Origin of the sequence: Methyloversatilis discipulorum (assembly GCF_018780585.1) — a bacterium.
GTDB classification, from domain to species: Bacteria; Pseudomonadota; Gammaproteobacteria; order Burkholderiales; family Rhodocyclaceae; genus Methyloversatilis; species Methyloversatilis discipulorum_B.
Genome location: NZ_JADMJL010000038.1, coordinates 56,587 through 75,817, shown reverse-complemented (window position 1 = coordinate 75,817; position 19,231 = coordinate 56,587). Strand labels below are relative to the sequence as shown.

20 protein-coding genes are annotated in these 19,231 nt (G+C 65.0%); 5 read left to right on the top strand and 15 right to left on the bottom strand.

The window, feature by feature from the left end:
- Window positions 1-4: 4 nt before the first annotated feature.
- Window positions 5-604, bottom strand: a complete 600-nt coding sequence (gene rpoE / locus IV112_RS15965) for an RNA polymerase sigma factor RpoE (RefSeq protein ID WP_019917809.1) — start codon at window positions 602-604, stop codon at window positions 5-7.
- A gap of 232 nt (window positions 605-836) precedes the next feature.
- On the opposite strand from rpoE, the gene nadB reads away from it, so the two are divergent.
- Window positions 837-2,453, top strand: coding sequence for an L-aspartate oxidase (nadB, locus tag IV112_RS15960; protein ID WP_304005093.1), 1,617 nt, complete (start codon window positions 837-839; stop codon window positions 2,451-2,453).
- A 389-nt stretch (window positions 2,454-2,842) separates the two neighbouring features.
- Here nadB and fabF read toward each other — a convergent pair whose 3' ends face one another.
- The 8 genes from fabF to IV112_RS15920 form a co-directional block, all read right to left on the bottom strand.
- On the bottom strand, window positions 2,843-4,081 hold the full coding sequence (gene fabF / locus IV112_RS15955) for a beta-ketoacyl-ACP synthase II (RefSeq protein WP_024300379.1): 1,239 nt from the start codon (window positions 4,079-4,081) through the stop codon (window positions 2,843-2,845).
- Window positions 4,082-4,105: 24 nt separating this feature from the next.
- Window positions 4,106-4,351 carry an acyl carrier protein gene (acpP, locus tag IV112_RS15950; protein ID WP_019917806.1) on the bottom strand — a complete coding sequence of 82 codons (246 nt, stop codon included), beginning with the start codon at window positions 4,349-4,351 and terminating at the stop codon, window positions 4,106-4,108.
- 136 nt (window positions 4,352-4,487) lie between these two features.
- The gene (gene fabG / locus IV112_RS15945; RefSeq protein WP_304005088.1) at window positions 4,488-5,234 is read right to left on the bottom strand and encodes a 3-oxoacyl-ACP reductase FabG; all 747 of its coding nucleotides are present in this window, start codon (window positions 5,232-5,234) and stop codon (window positions 4,488-4,490) included.
- The gene (gene fabD, locus IV112_RS15940; RefSeq protein WP_304005085.1) at window positions 5,234-6,172 is read right to left on the bottom strand and encodes an ACP S-malonyltransferase; all 939 of its coding nucleotides are present in this window, start codon (window positions 6,170-6,172) and stop codon (window positions 5,234-5,236) included. Before fabD ends, fabG begins: the two co-directional genes overlap by 1 nt.
- Window positions 6,173-6,196: 24 nt before the next feature.
- A complete protein-coding gene (locus IV112_RS15935; protein ID WP_304005083.1) occupies window positions 6,197-7,159 on the bottom strand; it encodes a beta-ketoacyl-ACP synthase III in 963 nt (320 codons plus the stop codon).
- Window positions 7,156-8,169, bottom strand: a complete 1,014-nt coding sequence (gene plsX / locus IV112_RS15930; protein ID WP_304005204.1) for a phosphate acyltransferase PlsX — start codon at window positions 8,167-8,169, stop codon at window positions 7,156-7,158. Before plsX ends, IV112_RS15935 begins: the two co-directional genes overlap by 4 nt.
- A gap of 79 nt (window positions 8,170-8,248) precedes the next feature.
- On the bottom strand, window positions 8,249-8,428 hold the full coding sequence (gene rpmF / locus IV112_RS15925; protein ID WP_019917801.1) for a 50S ribosomal protein L32: 180 nt from the start codon (window positions 8,426-8,428) through the stop codon (window positions 8,249-8,251).
- 76 nt (window positions 8,429-8,504) lie between these two features.
- Entirely contained in the window at window positions 8,505-9,074 is a 570-nt protein-coding gene (locus IV112_RS15920) for a YceD family protein (RefSeq protein WP_304005078.1), read from the bottom strand.
- Between the two features lie 140 nt (window positions 9,075-9,214).
- On the opposite strand from IV112_RS15920, the gene IV112_RS15915 reads away from it, so the two are divergent.
- Both IV112_RS15915 and IV112_RS15910 read left to right on the top strand, forming a co-directional pair.
- Entirely contained in the window at window positions 9,215-9,805 is a 591-nt protein-coding gene (locus IV112_RS15915; protein WP_304005075.1) for a Maf family protein, read from the top strand.
- Window positions 9,802-10,530, top strand: coding sequence for an SAM-dependent methyltransferase (locus tag IV112_RS15910; RefSeq protein WP_304005073.1), 729 nt, complete (start codon window positions 9,802-9,804; stop codon window positions 10,528-10,530). The genes IV112_RS15915 and IV112_RS15910 overlap by 4 nt, the downstream gene beginning before the upstream one ends.
- Window positions 10,531-10,546: 16 nt before the next feature.
- Here the strand turns inward: IV112_RS15910 and IV112_RS15905 are convergent, their stop codons facing one another.
- From IV112_RS15905 to IV112_RS15890, 4 genes are read right to left on the bottom strand one after another with little or no spacing between them, the layout of a single operon-like run.
- Window positions 10,547-11,512, bottom strand: a complete 966-nt coding sequence (locus tag IV112_RS15905; RefSeq protein ID WP_304005071.1) for a S49 family peptidase — start codon at window positions 11,510-11,512, stop codon at window positions 10,547-10,549.
- A gap of 10 nt (window positions 11,513-11,522) precedes the next feature.
- Window positions 11,523-11,876 carry a Rieske (2Fe-2S) protein gene (locus IV112_RS15900; protein WP_304005068.1) on the bottom strand — a complete coding sequence of 118 codons (354 nt, stop codon included), beginning with the start codon at window positions 11,874-11,876 and terminating at the stop codon, window positions 11,523-11,525.
- Window positions 11,864-12,520, bottom strand: a complete 657-nt coding sequence (locus tag IV112_RS15895) for an HAD family hydrolase (RefSeq protein WP_304005065.1) — start codon at window positions 12,518-12,520, stop codon at window positions 11,864-11,866. The genes IV112_RS15900 and IV112_RS15895 overlap by 13 nt, the downstream gene beginning before the upstream one ends.
- Entirely contained in the window at window positions 12,504-13,502 is a 999-nt protein-coding gene (locus IV112_RS15890) for an RluA family pseudouridine synthase (RefSeq protein ID WP_304005062.1), read from the bottom strand. Before IV112_RS15890 ends, IV112_RS15895 begins: the two co-directional genes overlap by 17 nt.
- Window positions 13,503-13,880: 378 nt before the next feature.
- On the opposite strand from IV112_RS15890, the gene IV112_RS15885 reads away from it, so the two are divergent.
- Both IV112_RS15885 and IV112_RS15880 read left to right on the top strand, forming a co-directional pair.
- Window positions 13,881-16,802 (top strand): Rne/Rng family ribonuclease, encoded by a 2,922-nt coding sequence (locus tag IV112_RS15885; protein ID WP_304005059.1) that lies wholly within the window; start codon window positions 13,881-13,883, stop codon window positions 16,800-16,802.
- 161 nt (window positions 16,803-16,963) lie between these two features.
- Entirely contained in the window at window positions 16,964-17,479 is a 516-nt protein-coding gene (locus IV112_RS15880; RefSeq protein ID WP_304005057.1) for an SRPBCC family protein, read from the top strand.
- 46 nt (window positions 17,480-17,525) lie between these two features.
- Here the strand turns inward: IV112_RS15880 and IV112_RS15875 are convergent, their stop codons facing one another.
- Both IV112_RS15875 and ttcA read right to left on the bottom strand, forming a co-directional pair.
- Window positions 17,526-18,032: a low molecular weight protein-tyrosine-phosphatase gene (locus tag IV112_RS15875; RefSeq protein ID WP_438362249.1), complete on the bottom strand. Its 507-nt coding sequence runs from the start codon at window positions 18,030-18,032 to the stop codon at window positions 17,526-17,528.
- A gap of 7 nt (window positions 18,033-18,039) precedes the next feature.
- Window positions 18,040-18,984 (bottom strand): tRNA 2-thiocytidine(32) synthetase TtcA, encoded by a 945-nt coding sequence (gene ttcA, locus IV112_RS15870; protein ID WP_304005050.1) that lies wholly within the window; start codon window positions 18,982-18,984, stop codon window positions 18,040-18,042.
- Window positions 18,985-19,231 lie beyond the last annotated feature (247 nt).

The following is a 19,231-nucleotide window of genomic DNA, read 5'->3' as shown; positions in this document are numbered from 1 at the left end:
CCTGTTACCACCTCTTGTCGGGAGCCGTGTCGAGCAGCGGCCGTAGCTTCTCGGCGATCGCCTCCCGGGCACGGAAAATGCGCGAACGCACCGTCCCGATCGGACAATCCATCACTGTCGCGATCTCCTCGTAGGCCATGCCTTCGAGCTCACGCAGCATGATGGCTGTGCGCAGTTCTTCGGGCAGTGCTTCCATTGCGGAGGTCACCGTCTGTCCGATCTGCTTGGTCAGCAGCAGCCGCTCGGGGGTGTTGATGTCCCGGAGGTTGTCGCTGTCGTCAAAGTTTTCCGCCTCTTCGGAATCGAACTCCGTGCTGGTCGGGGCTCTGCGCCCCTGCGACACGAGGTAGTTCTTCGCCGTATTGACGCCTATCCTGTACAGCCACGTGTAAAACGCGCTCTCACCGCGGAACGAGGGCAGCGCACGGTAAGCCTTGATGAAGGCCTCCTGTGCCACGTCCTCTACTTCGGCCGGGTCGCGTATCAGGCGCGACAGCAGCCGTCCGAGCTTGCGCTGATACTTGCTGACCAACAGACCGAAGGCCTGCTTGTCGCCGCGCTGCGCACGCTCGACAAGCAGCTGGTCAACCTCTCGCTCGCTCATCTGGGCCGATGTTGTGCCACCCGGGTCTTTCACCGGCGCGGGTTTTGAACTGGCGCGCAGTATATCCGAGCGCGCAGGCCTGGGTACCACTTGAAGGGTGTGTAGTGTCGCGTCCATGCCAGCACAGACCGGGGGCTGACGACAAAGTTCATTGCCGTCGGCACGTCCGCAGCCGGTATCCTCTCGCTGCGCTGCGATATAGTGCAGCCCTCCCATTGAAGTGCTGATCGCCGTGCAGACATTCGACGTGCTGGTACTCGGAAGCGGCCTGGCTGGACAGGCGCTCGCTTTGCGACTGGCGGAAGCCGGTCGCCAGGTCGCCCTGGTCACCAAGCAGAAGCTGGAGGACTCCGCCTCCAGCTGGGCCCAGGGTGGCGTGGCTGCCGTGCTCGACAGCGAGGACTCGGTCGAGGCGCATCTGCGCGACACGCTGGTCGCCGGTGCCGGACTGTGCGACCCGGAAGCCAGCCGCTTCGTGGTCGAGAACGGCCGACGCGCGATCGAGTGGCTGATCGGCCGCGGCGTCCCCTTCACGCGCGACGACCAGACCTCGCTCGGTTACCACCTGACTCGCGAGGGCGGCCACAGCCACCGCCGCATCGTGCATGTGGCCGATGCGACCGGCTCGGCCATCCAGATGACGCTGACCGGTCAGGTCAAGGCGCACCCGAACATCCATATCTTCGAACGCCATCTGGCGGTCGATCTAATCGTCGGCTGGAAGATCGGTCGCCCCGAACTGGGCTGCGCCGGCGCCTACGTCCTCGACATCGAGAACGACCGCGTCGATACCTTTGCGGCGCCAGTGGTCGTGCTGGCAACCGGCGGTGCCGGCAAGGTCTATCTGTACACGACCAATCCGGATACTGCGACCGGCGACGGCATCGCGATGGCCTGGCGCGCCGGTTGCAGGGTGGGAAACATGGAATTCATCCAGTTTCACCCGACCTGCCTCTACCACCCGCACGCCAAGTCCTTCCTGATCACCGAGGCGATGCGCGGCGAAGGCGGCCTGCTGCGGCTGCCCGACGGCGAACGCTTCATGCCGGCGCACGACGAACGCGCCGAACTGGCGCCGCGCGACGTCGTGGCACGGGCGATCGACTACGAAATGAAGAAGCGCGGTCTCGACTGCGTCTATCTTGACGTGTCGCACAAGCCGGCCGACTTCCTGATCAGCCATTTCCCGAACATCCACGCACGCTGCCTCGAACTCGGCATAGACATCACGCGGCAGCCGATTCCGGTGGTGCCGGCGGCGCATTACACCTGCGGCGGCGTCAAGGTCGACCAGCGTGCGCATACCGATGTCGATGGCCTGTACGCGATCGGCGAGACCAGCTACACCGGCCTGCACGGCGCCAACCGGCTGGCGAGCAATTCGCTGCTGGAATGCCTCGTCTATGCGGAGTCTGCGGCACAGGACATCCTCGCCCGACCCGGCTCTTCCCTGCCCGACCTGCCGGCCTGGGACGAAAGCCGCGTGACCGACGCAGACGAAGAGGTGGTGATCGCGCACAACTGGGACGAGCTGCGCCGCTTCATGTGGGACTACGTCGGTATCGTTCGTACCAACAAGCGCCTTGAACGCGCACTGCACCGCATCCGCCTGCTGGAACGCGAGATCGACGAGTACTACGCGCACTTCCGCATCAGCAATGACCTGATCGAATTGCGCAATCTGGTCATGACCGCCCATCTCATCGTGCGCAGCGCGATGCAGCGGCACGAGAGTCGCGGCCTGCATTTCAGTCGTGACTACCCCGATACCAGCGACGCAGCCAGCCCGACCATCCTGCGTCCGCGTCGCTCGCGTCAGCCAGAAGAACTGCACGCAACCACAGTCTGAAGCGCCGGTAATCGTCGACGCTGTCGAACTGGTCCGCAAACAGCAGCAGGTGCTGTCGCCCGCCCTCGCCTTCCAACGTGACCGAAGTCCATGCACGCCCCATTCTCGCAGCGCAGGGGCGACCGCTCAGCGCCTCGCCGACGGACTGTACGCAAGTGAGGGATTCGCCATCCTCGCTCGCCAGCCCGCACAGGCGCCCCGCCCGCACGCGCGCCGCTGCGGTCAGCAGCAGCGAGGGTGCACAGAGCGCGATGGCGAGAGGACCCAGCAGTACCGATGCGACGACAGCGGCAAGCGAGGCGAAAAAAAGGGCCACGTCGCGAAGACGTGACCCTTTCAGATGCATCTGCCGGAAGCCCTGAAGCCGCTCGCGGTTCAAGGCCGGTCGCTCACATGCGACGGAAGACCAGCGTCGCGTTCGTACCGCCGAAACCGAAGGAATTCGACAGCGCGGAACGGATGTTGATCTCGCGCGGCACCAGCGGCACGTAATCGAGATCGCAGGCCGGATCCTGGTCGCGCAGATTGGCGGTCGGCGGCGCGATCTGCTTGTGGATCGCCATCACCGTCACCACCGCCTCGATACCCGCGGCCGCGCCCAGTGCGTGACCGGTCATGGACTTGGTCGAGCTGACGCACAGCGTTTTAGCGTGCTCACCAAAACAGCGCTTGATCGCCACCGTTTCGGCAATGTCGCCCAGCGGCGTGGATGTGCCGTGAGCGTTGATGTAGTCGACCTCGTCCAGCGCCACCCCACCGTTGCGCAGCGCATTCGCCATGCTGCGCGATGCACCTTCACCGTCCTCGCAGGGCGCAGTGATGTGATGCGCGTCGGCACTCATGCCGTAGCCAGCGAGTTCGCAGTAGATGCGGGCGCCGCGGGCCTTCGCGTGCTCGTACTCCTCGAGCACCAGCACGCCAGCACCTTCACCCAGTACGAAGCCGTCACGACCGCTGTCCCACGGACGGCTGGCGGTCTCCGGATCATCGTTACGGCCCGACAGCGCCTTGGCAGCCGCGAAGCCGGCCACGCCCAGCGGGCACATCGTCGATTCGGCACCACCGGCAATCATCACGTCGGCATCGCCATACTCGATCAGGCGCATCGCTTCGCCAATCGAATGGTTGGCCGTCGCGCAGGCACTGACGGTTGCAAAGTTCGGGCCCTTGAAACCGTAGTTGATCGCCACGATGCCGGAGATCATGTTGATGATCGAGCCCGGCACGAAGAACGGCGACACCTTGCGCACGCCGCCTGCCAGCATGGCGTTGTGGGTTTCCTCGATCATCGGCAGACCGCCGATGCCCGAGCCGACGCAGACGCCGATGCGCTCGGCGTTGGCCGGATTCGCTTCGAGTCCGGCATCGCGGATGGCATCCATCGAGGCAGCGATGCCGAAATGGATGAAGGTGTCGAAACGCCGTGCCTCTTTCGGAGACAGGTAGTTGGCGACGTCGAAATCGCGCACTTCGCCCGCGATCTGGACAGGCAATTCGGACGGATCGAAACGCGTGATGCGACGGATCCCCGACTTCGCCGCCAGGATGTTCTCCCAGGCTTGTCCGACCGTGTTCCCGACCGGGGAGATGATGCCCAGGCCGGTGACAACTATTCTTTTACGTGCCAAAACGTACTCCGCTCGATGAAACGATCAGGCCTTGCTGGCCAGATGACGGTTCACGTAATCGATGGCCTGTTGCACCGAGGTGATCTTCTCGGCTTCTTCGTCGGGGATTTCGCATTCGAACTCTTCTTCGAGCGCCATGACCAGTTCAACCGTGTCGAGCGAGTCAGCGCCCAGATCGTCGACGAAAGACGATTCGTTCTTGATCTCGGCTTCGTTGACGCCCAGTTGTTCGGCAACGATCTTCTTGACGCGTTGTTCGATGTTTTCCATTGCGGTACTCCTTCCCTGTGTATGCCCTGACTAGAGCGTGAGAGCGCGAAAAAAAAGTGGCGCGAGTGTAACAGAAAGCCTGGTCCACTTCGCCTTTGGAGGTGTATGGCGCTTGCGCGCCGCACACCGCCGAATATCAATGCATGAACATCCCGCCGTTCACATGCAAGGTACTGCCGGTCACGTAGGCAGCGAGCGGCGACGCGAGGAACACGACGGCAGCGGCCACTTCGTCAGCCGAGCCGAGGCGACCCAGCGGAATCTGGCCCAGCAACGCGTCACGGGCGGCGTCGCCCAGCGCCTCGGTCATGTCGGTGGCGATGAAGCCCGGCGCCACGCAATTCACGGTGATGTTGCGCGAACCCAGTTCGCGCGCCAGCGCCATGCTCATCCCGGCGACGCCGGCCTTGGCGGCGGCGTAGTTGGCCTGTCCGGGATTACCGGTTTCGCCGACCACCGACGTGATGTTGATGATGCGGCCGCTGCGCGCCTTCATCATGCCCTTCATCACGGCGCGCGACATCGTGAATACCGCCTTCAGGTTGGTGTCGATGACCGCCTGCCACTCGTCGTCCTTCATCCGCATTGCGAGGTTGTCGCGCGTGATGCCGGCGTTGTTCACCAGCACGGAAACGGTGCCGAAGTCCTTCTCAATCGCGCTGATCGTGGCGGGAATCGCCGCAGTATCGGTCACGTCGAGCACGATGCCCCGCCCCCGGACGCCAGCAGTCTCGAAGGACTGCTGTATGCCTGCAGCGCCGGCTTCACTGGTCGCGGTGCCGATCACCGTGGCTCCCGCCTGGCCGAGCGCCAGCGCAATCGCGCGGCCGATGCCCCGGCTGGCGCCGGTCACCAGCGCAATCTGTCCGTCGAGAACACCCATCAATTCACTCCGATCTGTTGAGCAAGCTGTTCCAGCGCAGCACCGTCGGACAGCGCCACACCATTCAGGTTGCGGTCGATGCGCTTGGTCAGGCCGGCCAGCACCTTACCCGGGCCGCACTCGGCGACCGTGACGACGCCCAGTTCGGCCATCCGCTGGATCACCTCGACCCAGCGCACCGGCGCCGCCGCCTGACGGACCAGGGCATCGCGGATCGCGTCCGGCTCTTCCGGCGAAGCGACATCGACGTTATTGACCAGCATGATCTGCGGCCGGCGGAATTCGACGTCGGGCAGCGCCTGGGCCAGCTTTTCGGCCGCCGGCTGCATCAGGCTGCAATGAAAGGGGGCACTGACCGGCAGCGCGACCGTGCGCTTGGCGCCGCGCTCCGACAGCAGCGCCATCGCGCGCTGGACGGCGGCGGCATGGCCGGCAATCACCGTCTGCTCAGGCGAGTTGAAATTCACCGCAGCGACCACTTCACCTTGTGCAGCGTCGTCGCAGCAGGCCTGCACTGCGGCAGCGTCCAGGCCCAGCACGGCGGCCATCGCGCCGGTACCGGCCGGCACGGCGTCCTGCATCGCCTGCGCGCGCAGACGAACCAGCGGCACGGCGTCCTTCAGTCTGAGCACGCCGGCAGCAACCAGCGCTGCGTACTCGCCGAGACTGTGTCCGGCGACGACATCAGGGGTGCGACCGGTACGCTTGACCCAGCTGCGGAACACGGCGACGCCGGCGGTCAGCATCAGCGGCTGCGTGTTGGTTGTCAGCGACAGGCGCTCGGCGGGACCGTCGGCCGCCATCGCCCACAGATCTTCACCGAGCGCGAGCGAAGCCTCGTCAAAAGCCGCGCGGATTTCGGCGTCGTCGCCATAGGCGGCCATCATGCCGACCGATTGCGAACCTTGGCCCGGGAAAACGAATGCGAATTTCTGCATGGAAGACATCTGAAAATCGGTGGATCAGAAGCGCAGCAACACGCCGCCCCAGGTGAAACCGCCGCCCACACCCTCGAGCATCACGTTCTGGCCACGCTTGATGCGGCCGTCACGGACAGCGATATCCAGCGCCAGCGGCACCGACGCAGCCGACGTATTGCCGTGCTCGGCCACCGTGGTAACGACCTTGTCCATCGACATGTCGAGTCGCTTGGCGGTCGACTGCAGGATGCGGATATTGGCCTGGTGAGGCACCAGCCAGTCGAGCGCAGTCATCGGCAGTTCGGCCGCCTGCATCAGTTCGACCGCGGTATCACCCAGCACGCGCACGGCGAACTTGAAAACCGCCTGCCCGTCCATCTGCAGCAAGGGCTTGCCGGCGACAGCGCCATTGCAGACCTGGCCCGGCACCGACAGGATGTCGTGATAGTGGCCATCGGCATGCAATGCCGACGACAGGATGCCCGGCTCGCTCGATGCTTCGAGCACCACCGCGCCCGCACCGTCACCGAACAGCACGCAGGTGCCACGATCGTTCCAGTCGAGGATGCGCGAGAACACCTCGGCACCGACGACCAGCGCACACTTGTGCGAACCCGAACGGATGAACTTCTCGGCGATGGTCAGCGCATAGACGAAACCCGAGCACACCGCCTGCACGTCGAACGCGGTCGCCGCGCGGTTACCCAGCTTGTGCTGCAGCAGGCAGGCGGTGCTCGGGAAAACCTGATCGGGCGTCGACGTGGCGACGATGATCAGATCGACCTCGCTCGCCTCGCGACCTGCCATTTCGAGCGCCCGACGGCTGGCATTCAGCGCGAGGTCGCTGGAATGCTCGTGCTCGGCGGCAAAGTGACGGAAGCGGATGCCGGTACGATCGGCGATCCACTCGTCCGACGTTTCGATGCCCCGTGCGACCAGATCATGGTTCGACACCGGCGCGCCGGGCAGATAGCCGCCCGTGCCGGTGATGCGGCAAAAACTCATGCAGCTACCTCGGTACGTGTCATGCATTCGGTAATGCGGGCGATCAGATCATTGCGCACTGCGTCTGCTGCGCGGGCGATGGCCTGCTCGAATCCGTAAGCATCGCTGGAGCCGTGGCTCTTCACGACGACACCGCGCAGGCCGAGCAGACTGGCGCCATTGTAACGACGATGATCGACACGGCGGCGGAAGGCGGCAATGACCGGCCGGGCAACCAGGTACATCAGCTTGCGCAGCGGTCCGCGGCTGAATTCCTCCCGCAGGAAGGTGCCTATCATCTGCGCCAGACCTTCCGACGTCTTCAGCGCGACATTGCCGACGAATCCATCGCAGACCACGACGTCGGTCGTGCCCTTGTAGATGTCGTTACCCTCGACATTGCCGTAGAAGTTGAGATCGCTGGCGCGCAGCAAATCGGCTGCACCCTTCACCGCTTCGTTACCCTTGATCGCTTCCTCGCCGATGTTGAGCAACCCTACGCTCGGGCGCTCGCGCGACTCGAGCGCCGACACCAGCATCGCGCCCATCAGGCCGAACTGGAACAGGTGCTCGGAGGTGCAATCGACATTGGCGCCGAGGTCCAGCACGTAAGTGTGGCCCTTTACGGTCGGCAGGATGGAGGCAATCGCTGGCCGGTCGATGCCGGGCAGCGTCTTCAGGACGAACTTGGAGATCGCCATCAGCGCGCCGGTGTTGCCGGCGGACACCGCGGCCTGCGCGCGACCTTCCTTCACCAGGTCGATCGCCACACGCATTGATGAATCCTTCTTGCCGCGCATGGCTTGCGCGGGCGGCTCGTCCATGCCCACCACTTCGGACGCATGGACGACAGAAATCCGCGGCTCGTCGCTCACACCGAGGCGCTTCAATTCAGCGTCGAGCACATCCTTGAGCCCGACGAGCAGCAGACTGCAGGCAGGATCCCTGCGCAGATAGGCAAGGGATGCCGGCAGGGTGACAGACGGACCATGATCCCCGCCCATGCAATCGATGGCCAGGGTATAGCTCATGCCGCGCATCCGATCAATTCAAAGTCGCCCGGGGAGGCCGCACAGGTGCGGCGTGCCGGAAAAAACGACAAAGCGATGATCACTCGCCCTTGGTCTTGAGCACCTTCTTGCCGCGGTAGAAACCGCTCGGCGAGATGTGATGACGCAGGTGGACTTCACCCGTGGTCGACTCGACGGCGGTGGCCGGCGCGGTCAGAAAATCATGCGCACGGTGCATGCCGCGCTTCGACGGCGACTTCTTGTTTTGCTGGACAGCCATGAACAACTCCCCCGGATAACCGGATAAAAAACCACACAACCGCGCCCGCCAGATCGGATGATCCAGCCAGCCTCATTCAATTCCGTTTCAGCTGCCCGAGCACCGCGAACGGTGACGGCTTAACCGAAGTCGTTTCCTGCTCGTTCACACCTGCTACCGCCGGCGCCTCGCACTGCTCGTGCAGCGGCACCGCGGGCAATGCAAGCAGCACTTCGTCCTCGACCAGTGCTGCCAGATCGAGCGGCCCGTCGAGTTCCAGCGCCTCGAAACTGTCGTCGTCGAGATCTTCGTCGCCCCATGCCTCGCCGGCAAATACCAGGCGGAAGCGGGACTCGCTATGCACATCGATCTGCACGTCGCCGAGACAGCGCTGGCATTGCACCACCACATCAGCCGCCACCGCGAGGGTCAGCCAGCAGGCGCCCTCGACATCCACGGAACCCGTGAGCGACCACTCGATTCCATCGGCACTGCGGCATTCCGCCGCCAGTCGCCCGAACGATGCCAACGCGACACGTCCGGTCAGACGCTGCTGCGCACGCGCCAGCTGCTGTGCGTCGAGCCGGACGCGTACCTCGTCGCCGCTCGATTCATTGCCGGCCGACACATTACCAGTCGACTTTCCGGCTCCGGCTGCTTCGGTCATGAACGTCTGCTTGCCCGATGATGCAATGGGCGGAGAAACAAACCCAAAATGATACTATCCCCTTGAAGCTGCTGTCAAAGCACGTTCAGACTTTCGGCCTGCGAAGACGCGGGCCGGCACTCCGTTTCCCTCGTCCGCACATGTCCCCAGATCTTCCTCCACTGGTCCTCGGCTCGTCCTCACGCTATCGCCAGGAGCTGCTGTCCCGGCTTCGCGTTCCCTTCACCACTGCGTCACCGGACATCGACGAGTCGATGCTCGGCGACGAAACGCCACGCGAACAGGCCATACGCCTCGCGCGCAGCAAGGCCGAAGCGATCGCGGCGCGCTTTCCCGGCGCCTGTGTCATCGGCTCCGATCAGGTGGCCTCCTGCGGCGGACGTCGCTACGGCAAGCCGGGCAGCCGCGACGCCGCCATCGCCCAGCTGGCGGAGTTGAGCGGCCAAACCGTCGTGTTCGACACTGCGCTGTGCGTGATCGATGGCCGCAACGGCACACGGCATGAAGCCCTTGTGCCGACCGAAGTCGTGTTCCGCCCGCTGTCTCGACCGGAAATCGAGCGCTATGTCGATCTCGACGACCCGCTGGACTGCGCTGGCGCCGCCAAATCCGAATCGCTGGGCATTGCTTTGCTGGAGCGGCTGAGCGGCGACGACCCGACAGCGCTGGTCGGCCTGCCGCTGATCCGTCTCAGCGCCTTGCTGCGTGACATCGGTTACCCGCTGCCATGAGCACGATGACCTCGTCGGGCACGCTCTACATGCTGCCCAGCCCGCTCGATGCAGGCGCCGCATGCGCGCTCGACACGCCGGCCGCGGTGCGCGACTGCGCACACCACCTCGACTACTTCCTGGTGGAGAGCGCCAAGTCGGCCCGCGCCACGCTGAAGCGTCTCGAGCACCCGACGCCGCTGCGCGAGCTCGAAATCGTCGAGTTGCCGCCGGAAAAGGACGGCCGTCTGCTGCGCGAGCTGCTGGCGCCCGTACTCGCCGGCCGCAGCGCCGGCGTGATTTCGGACGCAGGCTGCCCCGGCGTTGCCGACCCGGGTGGGCTGGCGGCACGTACCGCCCACACGATGGGCGTCCCGGTCATGCCGCTTGTCGGCCCATCCTCGATCCTGCTCGGACTGATGGCGTCCGGCCTGAACGGGCAATCATTCGCTTTTCACGGCTATCTGCCGGTCGAGGACGGCGCGCGGGCAAAGACACTGGCGGAGCTGGAGAAGCAGTCGGCGCGACTGAGACAGACCCAACTGTTCATCGAGACACCCTATCGCAACCTGAAAATGTTCGACGCCATTCGCTCGCATTGCCGCGGCAGCACCTTGCTGTGCGTGGCGGCAGCGCTGACGGCGCCCGATCAGTTCGTGCGGACGAAGCCGGTGTCGAAGTGGACGGTGGAGGAGATCGGACGCATCGACCGCCGCCCGACACTTTTCCTCCTGCTGGCCGATTGAGGCGTCGCCAAACGCCTCAGCGCATCCCTACGCGGTTCAGCACGCCGGTCACGCTCTCCCCCAGATCGGCGCCCAGTTGCTTGGCAAAACGCTCGGCGATGTTCTGACGCTGCGTGAAATCGACGATGTCGGCAGCCTTGACGACGTCGCGCGCAACGTACTCGACGCTGCCCAGGTCGTCGGCCAGACCCAGTTCGATACTGCGCGAGCCGCTCCACATCAGGCCGGAGAACATGTCCGGCGATTCCTTCAGCCGCTCGCCGCGGCCCTTGCGCACCACCTCGATGAACTGCTGGTGCACGTCACCGAGAAGCTGACGCGCATGGTCCTTGTGCCGTTCATCCTGTGGCGAAAACGGATCGAGAAAACCCTTGTTCTCGCCAGCCGTCAGCAGCCGGCGCTCGATCCCCACCTTGTCCATCAGCCCGGTGAAACCGAAGCCATCCATCAGCACGCCGATCGAACCCACGATGCTCGCCTTGTCCACGTAGATGCGGTCAGCAGCCACGGCGACGTAATAGCCGCCGGATGCACAGATGTCCTCGACCACGGCGTACAGCGGCGTGTCCGGATAAAGCGCACGCAGCCGGCCGATCTCGTCGTTGATGATGCCGCTCTGCACCGGACTGCCGCCCGGGCTGTTGATCTTCAGGATGACGCCCTGAGTGTTCTTGTCGTCGAAGGCCGACTGCAGCGAGGACACGATGCGCTCGGCGCTCGCTTCGCCGTTCGGCGCGATGACACCGCTGAGCTCGACCAGCGCCGTGTGCTTGCGGTGTTCGGCCTGACTGAACAGGGAACTCCAGTCGATCAGCGCAAAGGTGAGCACGCCAAGGTAGGCGAAGCCGATCATCCGGAAGAAGATGCTCCAGCGCCGACGACGGCGCTGTTCGGTGACCGATTCGAGCGCGAGACGCTCGATCAGCTTGCGCTCCCAGGTGGCGTCAGGTCGTTTATCTGAAGAATTGTCGGGTTCGGACATGATGTTTTGCTTACTCGCTGCGTGCTTCGGACAGCCACACCTGTCCATCGGATTCTTCGAGCTTCACCGGTTCCAGTCGTGCGCCGCGGCAGGGACCGCCGACACACAGCCCGGTGTCCGGTGCATAAAGGGCGCCGTGAGTGGAGCAGATCAAGTATAACTTTGAAGTATCGAAGAACTCGCCGTGATTCCAGTCGAGTTCTATCGGCACATGGCGACAGCTATTTATATAGCCGTGCACCCGCCCGTGGAAACGTACGGCGAAGGCCTGCCGCGACTTGTCGCCAGCGCCCGCGATCTCGAACCGCACCCCTGCTCCGCCTTCCTCCAGCGCGTCCGACGCGCAGACGCTCATGCGTGACATCGCAGCCATTCCGTCAGCTCGGCCACGCTGGCAGCGTGCGCACGCGGCGCCGCGTCGAGCAGTTCGTGCAGGGGATGCGCACCGTAACTCACGGCAACCGCCTCGCAACCGGCGTGACGCGCCATCAGCAGATCGTGCGTCGTATCGCCGATGACCAGTGTGCGCTCAGGCGCGTGCGACAGTTCGTCCATCAGTTCCAGCACCATGTCGGGCGCCGGTTTCGACACCGATTCGTCGGCACAGCGGGTGGACGCGAACATCGGCCCCAGGCCGGTGTGACCGAGCGCGCGATTCAGGCCGACGCGGCTCTTGCCGGTGGCCACCGCGAGCGTGTGACCACGCCCGCGCAACTCGTCGAGCAGTTCAGGCACGCCGTCGAACAGTGTCAATTCGTGGTCGCGCGCCAGGTAGTGATAGCGATAGCGGCCGGCCAGTTCCTGGTGGCGTGAAGCGGGCAGTGCGGGGACGGCACGCGCCAGCGCGTCGATCAGCCCGAGGCCGATCACCGAACGCGCGGTCGCGTCGTCCGGCGGCACAACGCCCAGGTCGTCACAGGCGTGCTGGATGGCATGGACGATGGCCGCCGCCGAATCGAGCAGCGTACCGTCCCAGTCGAAAACGATGAGGTCAAACTGTGCGGGCATGGTCTTGGTCAGTGTTGCGGGCTGCGCGATCGAAATCGCGCGGATGCTTTGCGTCGAGCCGGCGCACGAAGCCAGCCAGATCGTCGGGCAGCTGCGCCTCGATCTGCAGGCGTTCGCCGGTGAGGGGGTGGTTGAGAGCCAGACTGTGCGCGTGCAGGAACATGCGCGGCAGCCCCTCCTTGCGCAAAGCCTTGTTCAGCGGGAAATCACCGTACTTCTCGTCGCCGGCGATGGGAAAGCCACTGGACGCCAGGTGCACACGGATCTGGTGCGTGCGGCCGGTCTTGATGCGCACGCCGAGCAGGCTGTAGCCGGGCCAGCGTGCTTCCAGCTCGACGATGGAGTGGGCCGCCTTGCCGTCCGGATCGACCGATACGCGGCGCTCGCCGGATTCGGTCAGGTACTTGGTCAGCGCCAGCTTGATGTGCTGCAGCGGATTGAGCCAGCGGCCCTTCACCAGCGCAAAGTAGCGCTTGTCCATGCCGCCGTCGCGGAAGGCATCGTGCAGTGCGGTCAGCGCCGAGCGCTTCTTCGCCACCAGCAGGATGCCCGAGGTTTCACGGTCCAGCCGGTGCGCCAGCTCGAGCAGCTTCGCCTGCGGGCGCGCCCGGCGCAGGCTTTCGATGACGCCGAAACTGACGCCGGACCCCCCATGCACGGCAATACCGGCCGGCTTGTTGATAGCCAGGAAGGCGTCGTCCTCGTACAGGATGTCGAATTCCAGCGCCGGAATGGCGACCGGCGTACCCGGATCCGCCATGCGGACAGGCGGAATGCGCACCTCGTCGCGCTCGGCCAGACGGTAGGTCTGATCGACCCGCTTGCTGTTAACACGCACTTCGCCGGAGCGCAGGATGCGATAGACGTGACTCTTCGGCACACCCTTGCACACCCGCAACAGGAAGTTGTCGATGCGCTGCCCGGCCTCCTCCGCATCCACGACATGCCGCACAACTTTCGGAGCTTTACCCAACTCCTTCATTTCAAATATACTGCGTCGGGTTTTCGGTCTGATTTCGAAGCAGACGCAGTGTGGAGCACATCCAGCTCGAAGTGGCGGACGCCGGGTGACAGATTGACGGTGAAGTGCTTCCTCATGCAGTCCTTCTTGGCAGACGAAAACCGGATCACGGGTTAATCCCGCTCACCCAAAGTAGCGAGTGTACTGAGTAGCGCGAGTACCGTACAGGCAGAATCCCCCAGGCAGTCGCGAAAGCGCGGCTGCATTGAGAGTTGGCAGACCCCTCCACGTCCCCCAGTCCGTTCCCATCGAAAAAACCCGATTGCAGCCGACACGATAGACGTTATTTACTGACGAGCGGTTTGTCCTGCCCGTGTGCGGTGCGCGCGGGAGAAGTTGATGAAACGAATGCTCTTCAACGCGACGCAGGCCGAAGAGCTGCGCGTCGCGATTGTCGATGGCCAGAAGCTTGTTGACCTCGACATTGAGTCATCCAGCAAGGAACAGCGCAAAAGCAACATCTACAAGGCAGTCATTACCCGCATCGAGCCCAGCCTCGAAGCATGCTTTGTCGATTACGGCGCAGACCGCCACGGCTTCCTGCCGTTCAAGGAAGTTTCCAAATCCTATTTCAAGCCCGATCTCGAACCCGGCCGCGCCCGCATCCAGGACGCACTGTCGGTGGGTCAGGAACTGATCGTCCAGATCGACAAGGACGAACGCGGCAACAAGGGCGCCGCACTCACCACCTTCATTTCGCTGGCCGGCCGCTACTTGGTGCTGATGCCGAACAACCCGCGCGGCGGCGGTGTTTCGCGCCGCGTCGAAGGTGACGACCGCGCCGAACTGCGCGAAACCATGGATCAGCTCGAAGTGCCTGGCGGCATGAGCCTGATCGCTCGCACTGCCGGCATCGGTCGCAACGCCGAAGAACTGCAGTGGGACCTGAACTACCTGCTGCAACTGTGGACCGCCATCGAAGGCGCCGCCCAGTCGCAGTCCGGTGCCTTCCTGATCTACCAGGAAGGCAGTCTGGTGATCCGCGCGATCCGCGACTATTTCCAGCCTGACATCGGCGAAATCCTGATCGACACCGACGAGGTGTATGACCAGGCCTACACCTTCATGGAACACGTGATGCCCGGCAACGTGGCGCGCGTGAAGCGTTACCGCGACGACGTGCCGCTGTTCTCGCGCTTCCAGATCGAACACCAGATCGAATCGGCGTACTCGCGCCAGGTCAACCTGCCGTCCGGCGGCGCCATCGTGATCGACCACACCGAAGCACTGGTGGCGGTGGACGTGAACTCCGGCCGCTCGACCAAGGGCAGCGACATCGAGGAAACCGCGCTGCGCACCAACTGCGAAGCGGCCGACGAAATCGCCCGCCAGCTGCGTCTGCGCGACCTCGGCGGCCTGATCGTCATCGACTTCATCGACATGGAAAACCCGCGCGCCCAGCGCGAGGTCGAAACCCGCCTGCGCGATGCTTTGCATCACGACCGTGCGCGCGTGCAGATGGGCAAGATCAGCCGCTTTGGCCTGCTCGAACTGTCGCGCCAGCGTCTGCGCCCGGCGCTGGCCGAAACCAGCTACATCCCGTGCCCGCGCTGCAGCGGCACCGGCCACATCCGCTCGACCGAATCGGCTGCGCTGCACATCCTGCGCATCCTCGAAGAGGAAGCGATGAAGGAAAACACGGGTGCAGTGCACACCCAGGTGCCGGTCGACGTCGCCACCTTCCTGCTGAACGAGAAGCGCGCCGACATCAACGCGATCGAACTGCGGCACAAGGTCAACATCGTCCTGATTCCGAACAAGTATCTGGAAACGCCGGCGCACGAAATCACCCGTCTGCGCCACGACCAGCTGAACCTCGAAGGCGTGGCCCAGCCGTCCTACCAGATGGCCGTGAACCCGTCGGCCGAGAGCTATCAGCCGCCGTCCGCCATCCCGGCCGACGAGCGTCCGAAGCGCCAGGAAGCGGCGATCAAGCACATCACGCCGGACCAGCCTGCACCGGTGGTCGCCGAGGTCGCAACGCCCGCGCCGGTCGCTGCTGCGCCGGCGGCTGCACCCGCGGCGAAGGGCGGCTTCTTCGGCTGGATCGCCGGGCTGTTCGGCGGTGGCGCTGCCGCGCCTGCCCCGGCGCCCGCTCCGGCCCCGGAAGCGAAGCCCGCGCAAACGCGCGAGCGCGGTCCGCGTGGGGAGGGCGAACGCGGTCGCAACCGCAACCGTCGCGACAACCGCGAAGGACGTGAAGGCCGCGAAGGTCGTGAAGGTCGAGAACAACGCGAGCCGCGAGAGCCACGCGAAGCGCAGAGCAAGGGCGAAGGCCGCGACGGTCAGCGCAAGCAGCGCGAACCCCGTGAGCCGCGCGAGCCGCGTAACGAGCAGGAAGCTGCCGCGCCGCGCGAACCGCGTCCGCCGCGCGAGCCGCGCCCGCCGCGTGAGCCGCGCGAGCGTGCCGCCAATGACGCACGCGAACAGCAGCAGGCACAGACCGATCTGCCGCTGGCCGCTGCAACCGGCACTCAGCCCGAGAATGTCGCGCCGGCCGAGGGTGGCGAAGGCGCAGCACCGCGCAGCCGCCGCCGCCGTGGTGGCCGCCGCGAACGTGGCGAACGCCGTCCGGACGGCGTGGAAGGCGCAGTTGCCGATGTCGCCGCAGTCGAGGGCGATCTGACGGTGACCGACTCCGCCGCCAATGAGGTGCCGGCTGCCGCCGCCGAAGCCCAGGCCGCTTTGCCGCTGGATGTCCCCGCAGCGGCACCGATCCCCGCCGAGCAGGCCCCGTTGGCCGACGCCGCACCGGCGACCGAAGTCGCCGCTGTGGCCGAAGCGCCGGCAGAGCCTGTTGTGCCGGCACCGGTGGTGTCTGCACCGGCAGCCCCCGAGCCGGCTGTGATCGAACCCGTCGCAGTGGAAACACCGGTGACCGAGCCCGTTGCGGCTGAAGTGGCTGCACTGCCGGTCGTCGAAGTGGCTGCCGAACCGGTGGCCGCACCGGCACCCATCGTCGATCAACCGGCGCAGATCGCGGCCTCGTTGAACGATGCCGGCGAATCGACCCTGGTGCGCGCAATGGAAAGCTTCGGCTCGACGCCGCAGCCGCCCGCGCCCGCCCCCGTAGTCGCACCGGCGGCCGATCTGCAGAGCACGCTGGCCGACAGCGGCCTGGTCATGGTGGAAACCTCGGCCGAGCGCGCTGCCGGCATCGAACCCGTCATCGTCGAGCAGCCGCAACTGGGCCGTCGTCGTCGCCCGGCGCCGGTGATCGCCAACGAGCCGATGCAGCAGGTGGAAACGCGCAACGAATGAGGCGCTGACACCACCCAAAGGGCCCGGCATTGTCCGGGCCCTTTTTGCGTGGCGGTCAGTAAGCTCGCCCGGCACCGGGTGATTTTCCCGTGCCGGAGCCGCCCGTTTTCACCGACACTGCGCACGCTTTTTTCAATCACAACAAACGAGGAGAACACCCCATGCGTCTTTTTGCAGCCCTGCTCGCCATTGTCGCCAGCACCACCGTGTTCGCGCACGGCCCGTCGCGCCTGAAGGCCAACGAAACGATCACGCTGAAGGCCAGCCCGGACGCCGTGTGGGCCAAGGTGAAGGACTTCACGCAGCTGCAGTCCTGGCACCCGGCCGTCGAGAGCAGCACCGCCACTGCCGGCAGTGATGTCGGTTCGGTGCGCACGCTGAAGATCAAGGGCGGCGGCGAAGTGGTCGAGAAGCTGGAAGCGATTTCGGATGCCGACCGCAGCCTGACCTATACCGCCCAGGACGGCGGTGCGCTGCCGGTGAGCAAGTACAAGTCGACGATCAGCGTGAAGCCGGCCGACGGTGGCGGCTCGACGGTGGAGTGGAAAGGCGTGTTCTTCCGCGCCGACGCGAGCGAGCATCCCGCCGCCGGCAAGGACGACGAGGCGGCCACCGGCACCATCAAGGCGGTCTATACCGACGGCCTGAAGAACCTGAAGGCGCTGCTGGACAAGTAATCGTCGCGACTGCGAAAGCGGAACGGGCGGCCATGGCCGCCCGTTTTCATTTGAGCCGCTGCTGCAGTTCGCGGACCAAGCCGTCGGCCGCGTCCTCGATCAGATCGAGCACCCGCTCGAAGCCCGCCGGACCACCATAGTAGGGATCGGGTACCTCGTCCTCGTCGAAGCGCTCGGCGTGCTGCAGGAACAGCGCCAGCTTGTGACGCAGCGGCTCCGGGCAGTTGCGTTCGAGATTGCGCAGGTTGTCGCGGTCCATCGCGTAGATCAGGTCGAACTGCATGAAATCGGCCACATCGACACGACGCGCGCGGATGCCTCTCAGATCGACGCCGCGCGAAGCCGCCGCCGCGGCCGCACGCGGATCAGGCTTGCTGCCGACGTGGTGGGCGTGCGTACCGGCCGATGCGACCTCGACGCGTTCGTGCAGACCCGCGGCTTCGAGCCGCGCGCGCACCACGCCCTCGGCGGTCGGCGAACGACAGATGTTGCCCATGCAGCAGAACAGTATCTTCATGTCGGGATCCCGTGCGACACGCAGCGGCCGGCGCATCCAGCGCTCAAGCACAGCCACTTCCCGCAGCTATATCGAGGCGGACCGGGATGCCGCTCATCGCGTCTTCGTCGCCCCATGAACGGACGGGCAGCTCGGGCGGATCGAAGGCGGTATCCCCCTCCTCCACCACGCTGCCCGGCTTCAGGCCGGCGAAATCGAACAGCTTCTGATCGGCCAGGTGCGACGGCACGACGTTGCGCATCGCCGTGGCCATCGATTCGATGCGTCCCGGATACAGCCGCGCCCACTCCTGCAGCATGGCCTTCACCTGCTTGCGCTGCGCGTTCTCCTGCGAGCCGCACAGATTGCAGGGAATGATGGGGTAGTCCATCACGCGGGCGAAGCGCTCGATGTCGCGCTCGGTGCAGTAAGCCAACGGGCGGATCACGATGTGGCGGCCATCGTCGCTGACCAGCTTGGGCGGCATGGACTTGATCTTGCCGCCGAAGAACATGTTCAGGAACAGTGTTTCCAGCAGGTCGTCGCGGTGGTGGCCCAGCGCGATCTTGGTCGCGCCCAGTTCGGACGCCACACGGTAGATGATGCCGCGACGCAGGCGTGAACACAGTCCGCAGGTGGTCTTGCCCTCGGGAATCTTGTCCTTGACGATGGAGTAGGTGTCTTCGGTCTCGATGCGGTACTCGACGCCGATCGACTCGAAATAGGCCGGCAGGATGTGATCCGGAAAACCCGGCTGCTTCTGGTCGAGATTGAAGGCGATCAGCCGGAAGCGCACCGGTGCCCGCTCCTGCAGGCCACGCAGCAGTTCCAGCATCGTGTACGAATCCTTGCCGCCGGACATGCACACCATGATCACATCGCCGTCCTCGATCATCGAGTAATCGCCGATGGCCTGCCCCACGGCGCGTTCGAGGCGCTTGCGGAATTTCAGGAAGGTGTTGGACAGCGGCTCGGCAGCGGCCGGGACGGGAGCGAGGACCTGCGACATGGTGAGCGACGCAGCGGTGCTGCGCGACATATTCGGAAGAACGGATTATAGCCGGGCGATCAACGGGCCGACCGGCACCTTCCCTCGCCGCGCCAGAAGTCGGATCGTGACTGCCGCCAGATACGGATCGCATTCGTGATCGGGCTTTCGCGCATCGCGTGGTCCGCCCTGACGCCATCGGCAGTCACGACACGGGGTCCCGACGACGAGACGTGACGGCTTGCCCCTTCCGCCATCCGCCGCGTCC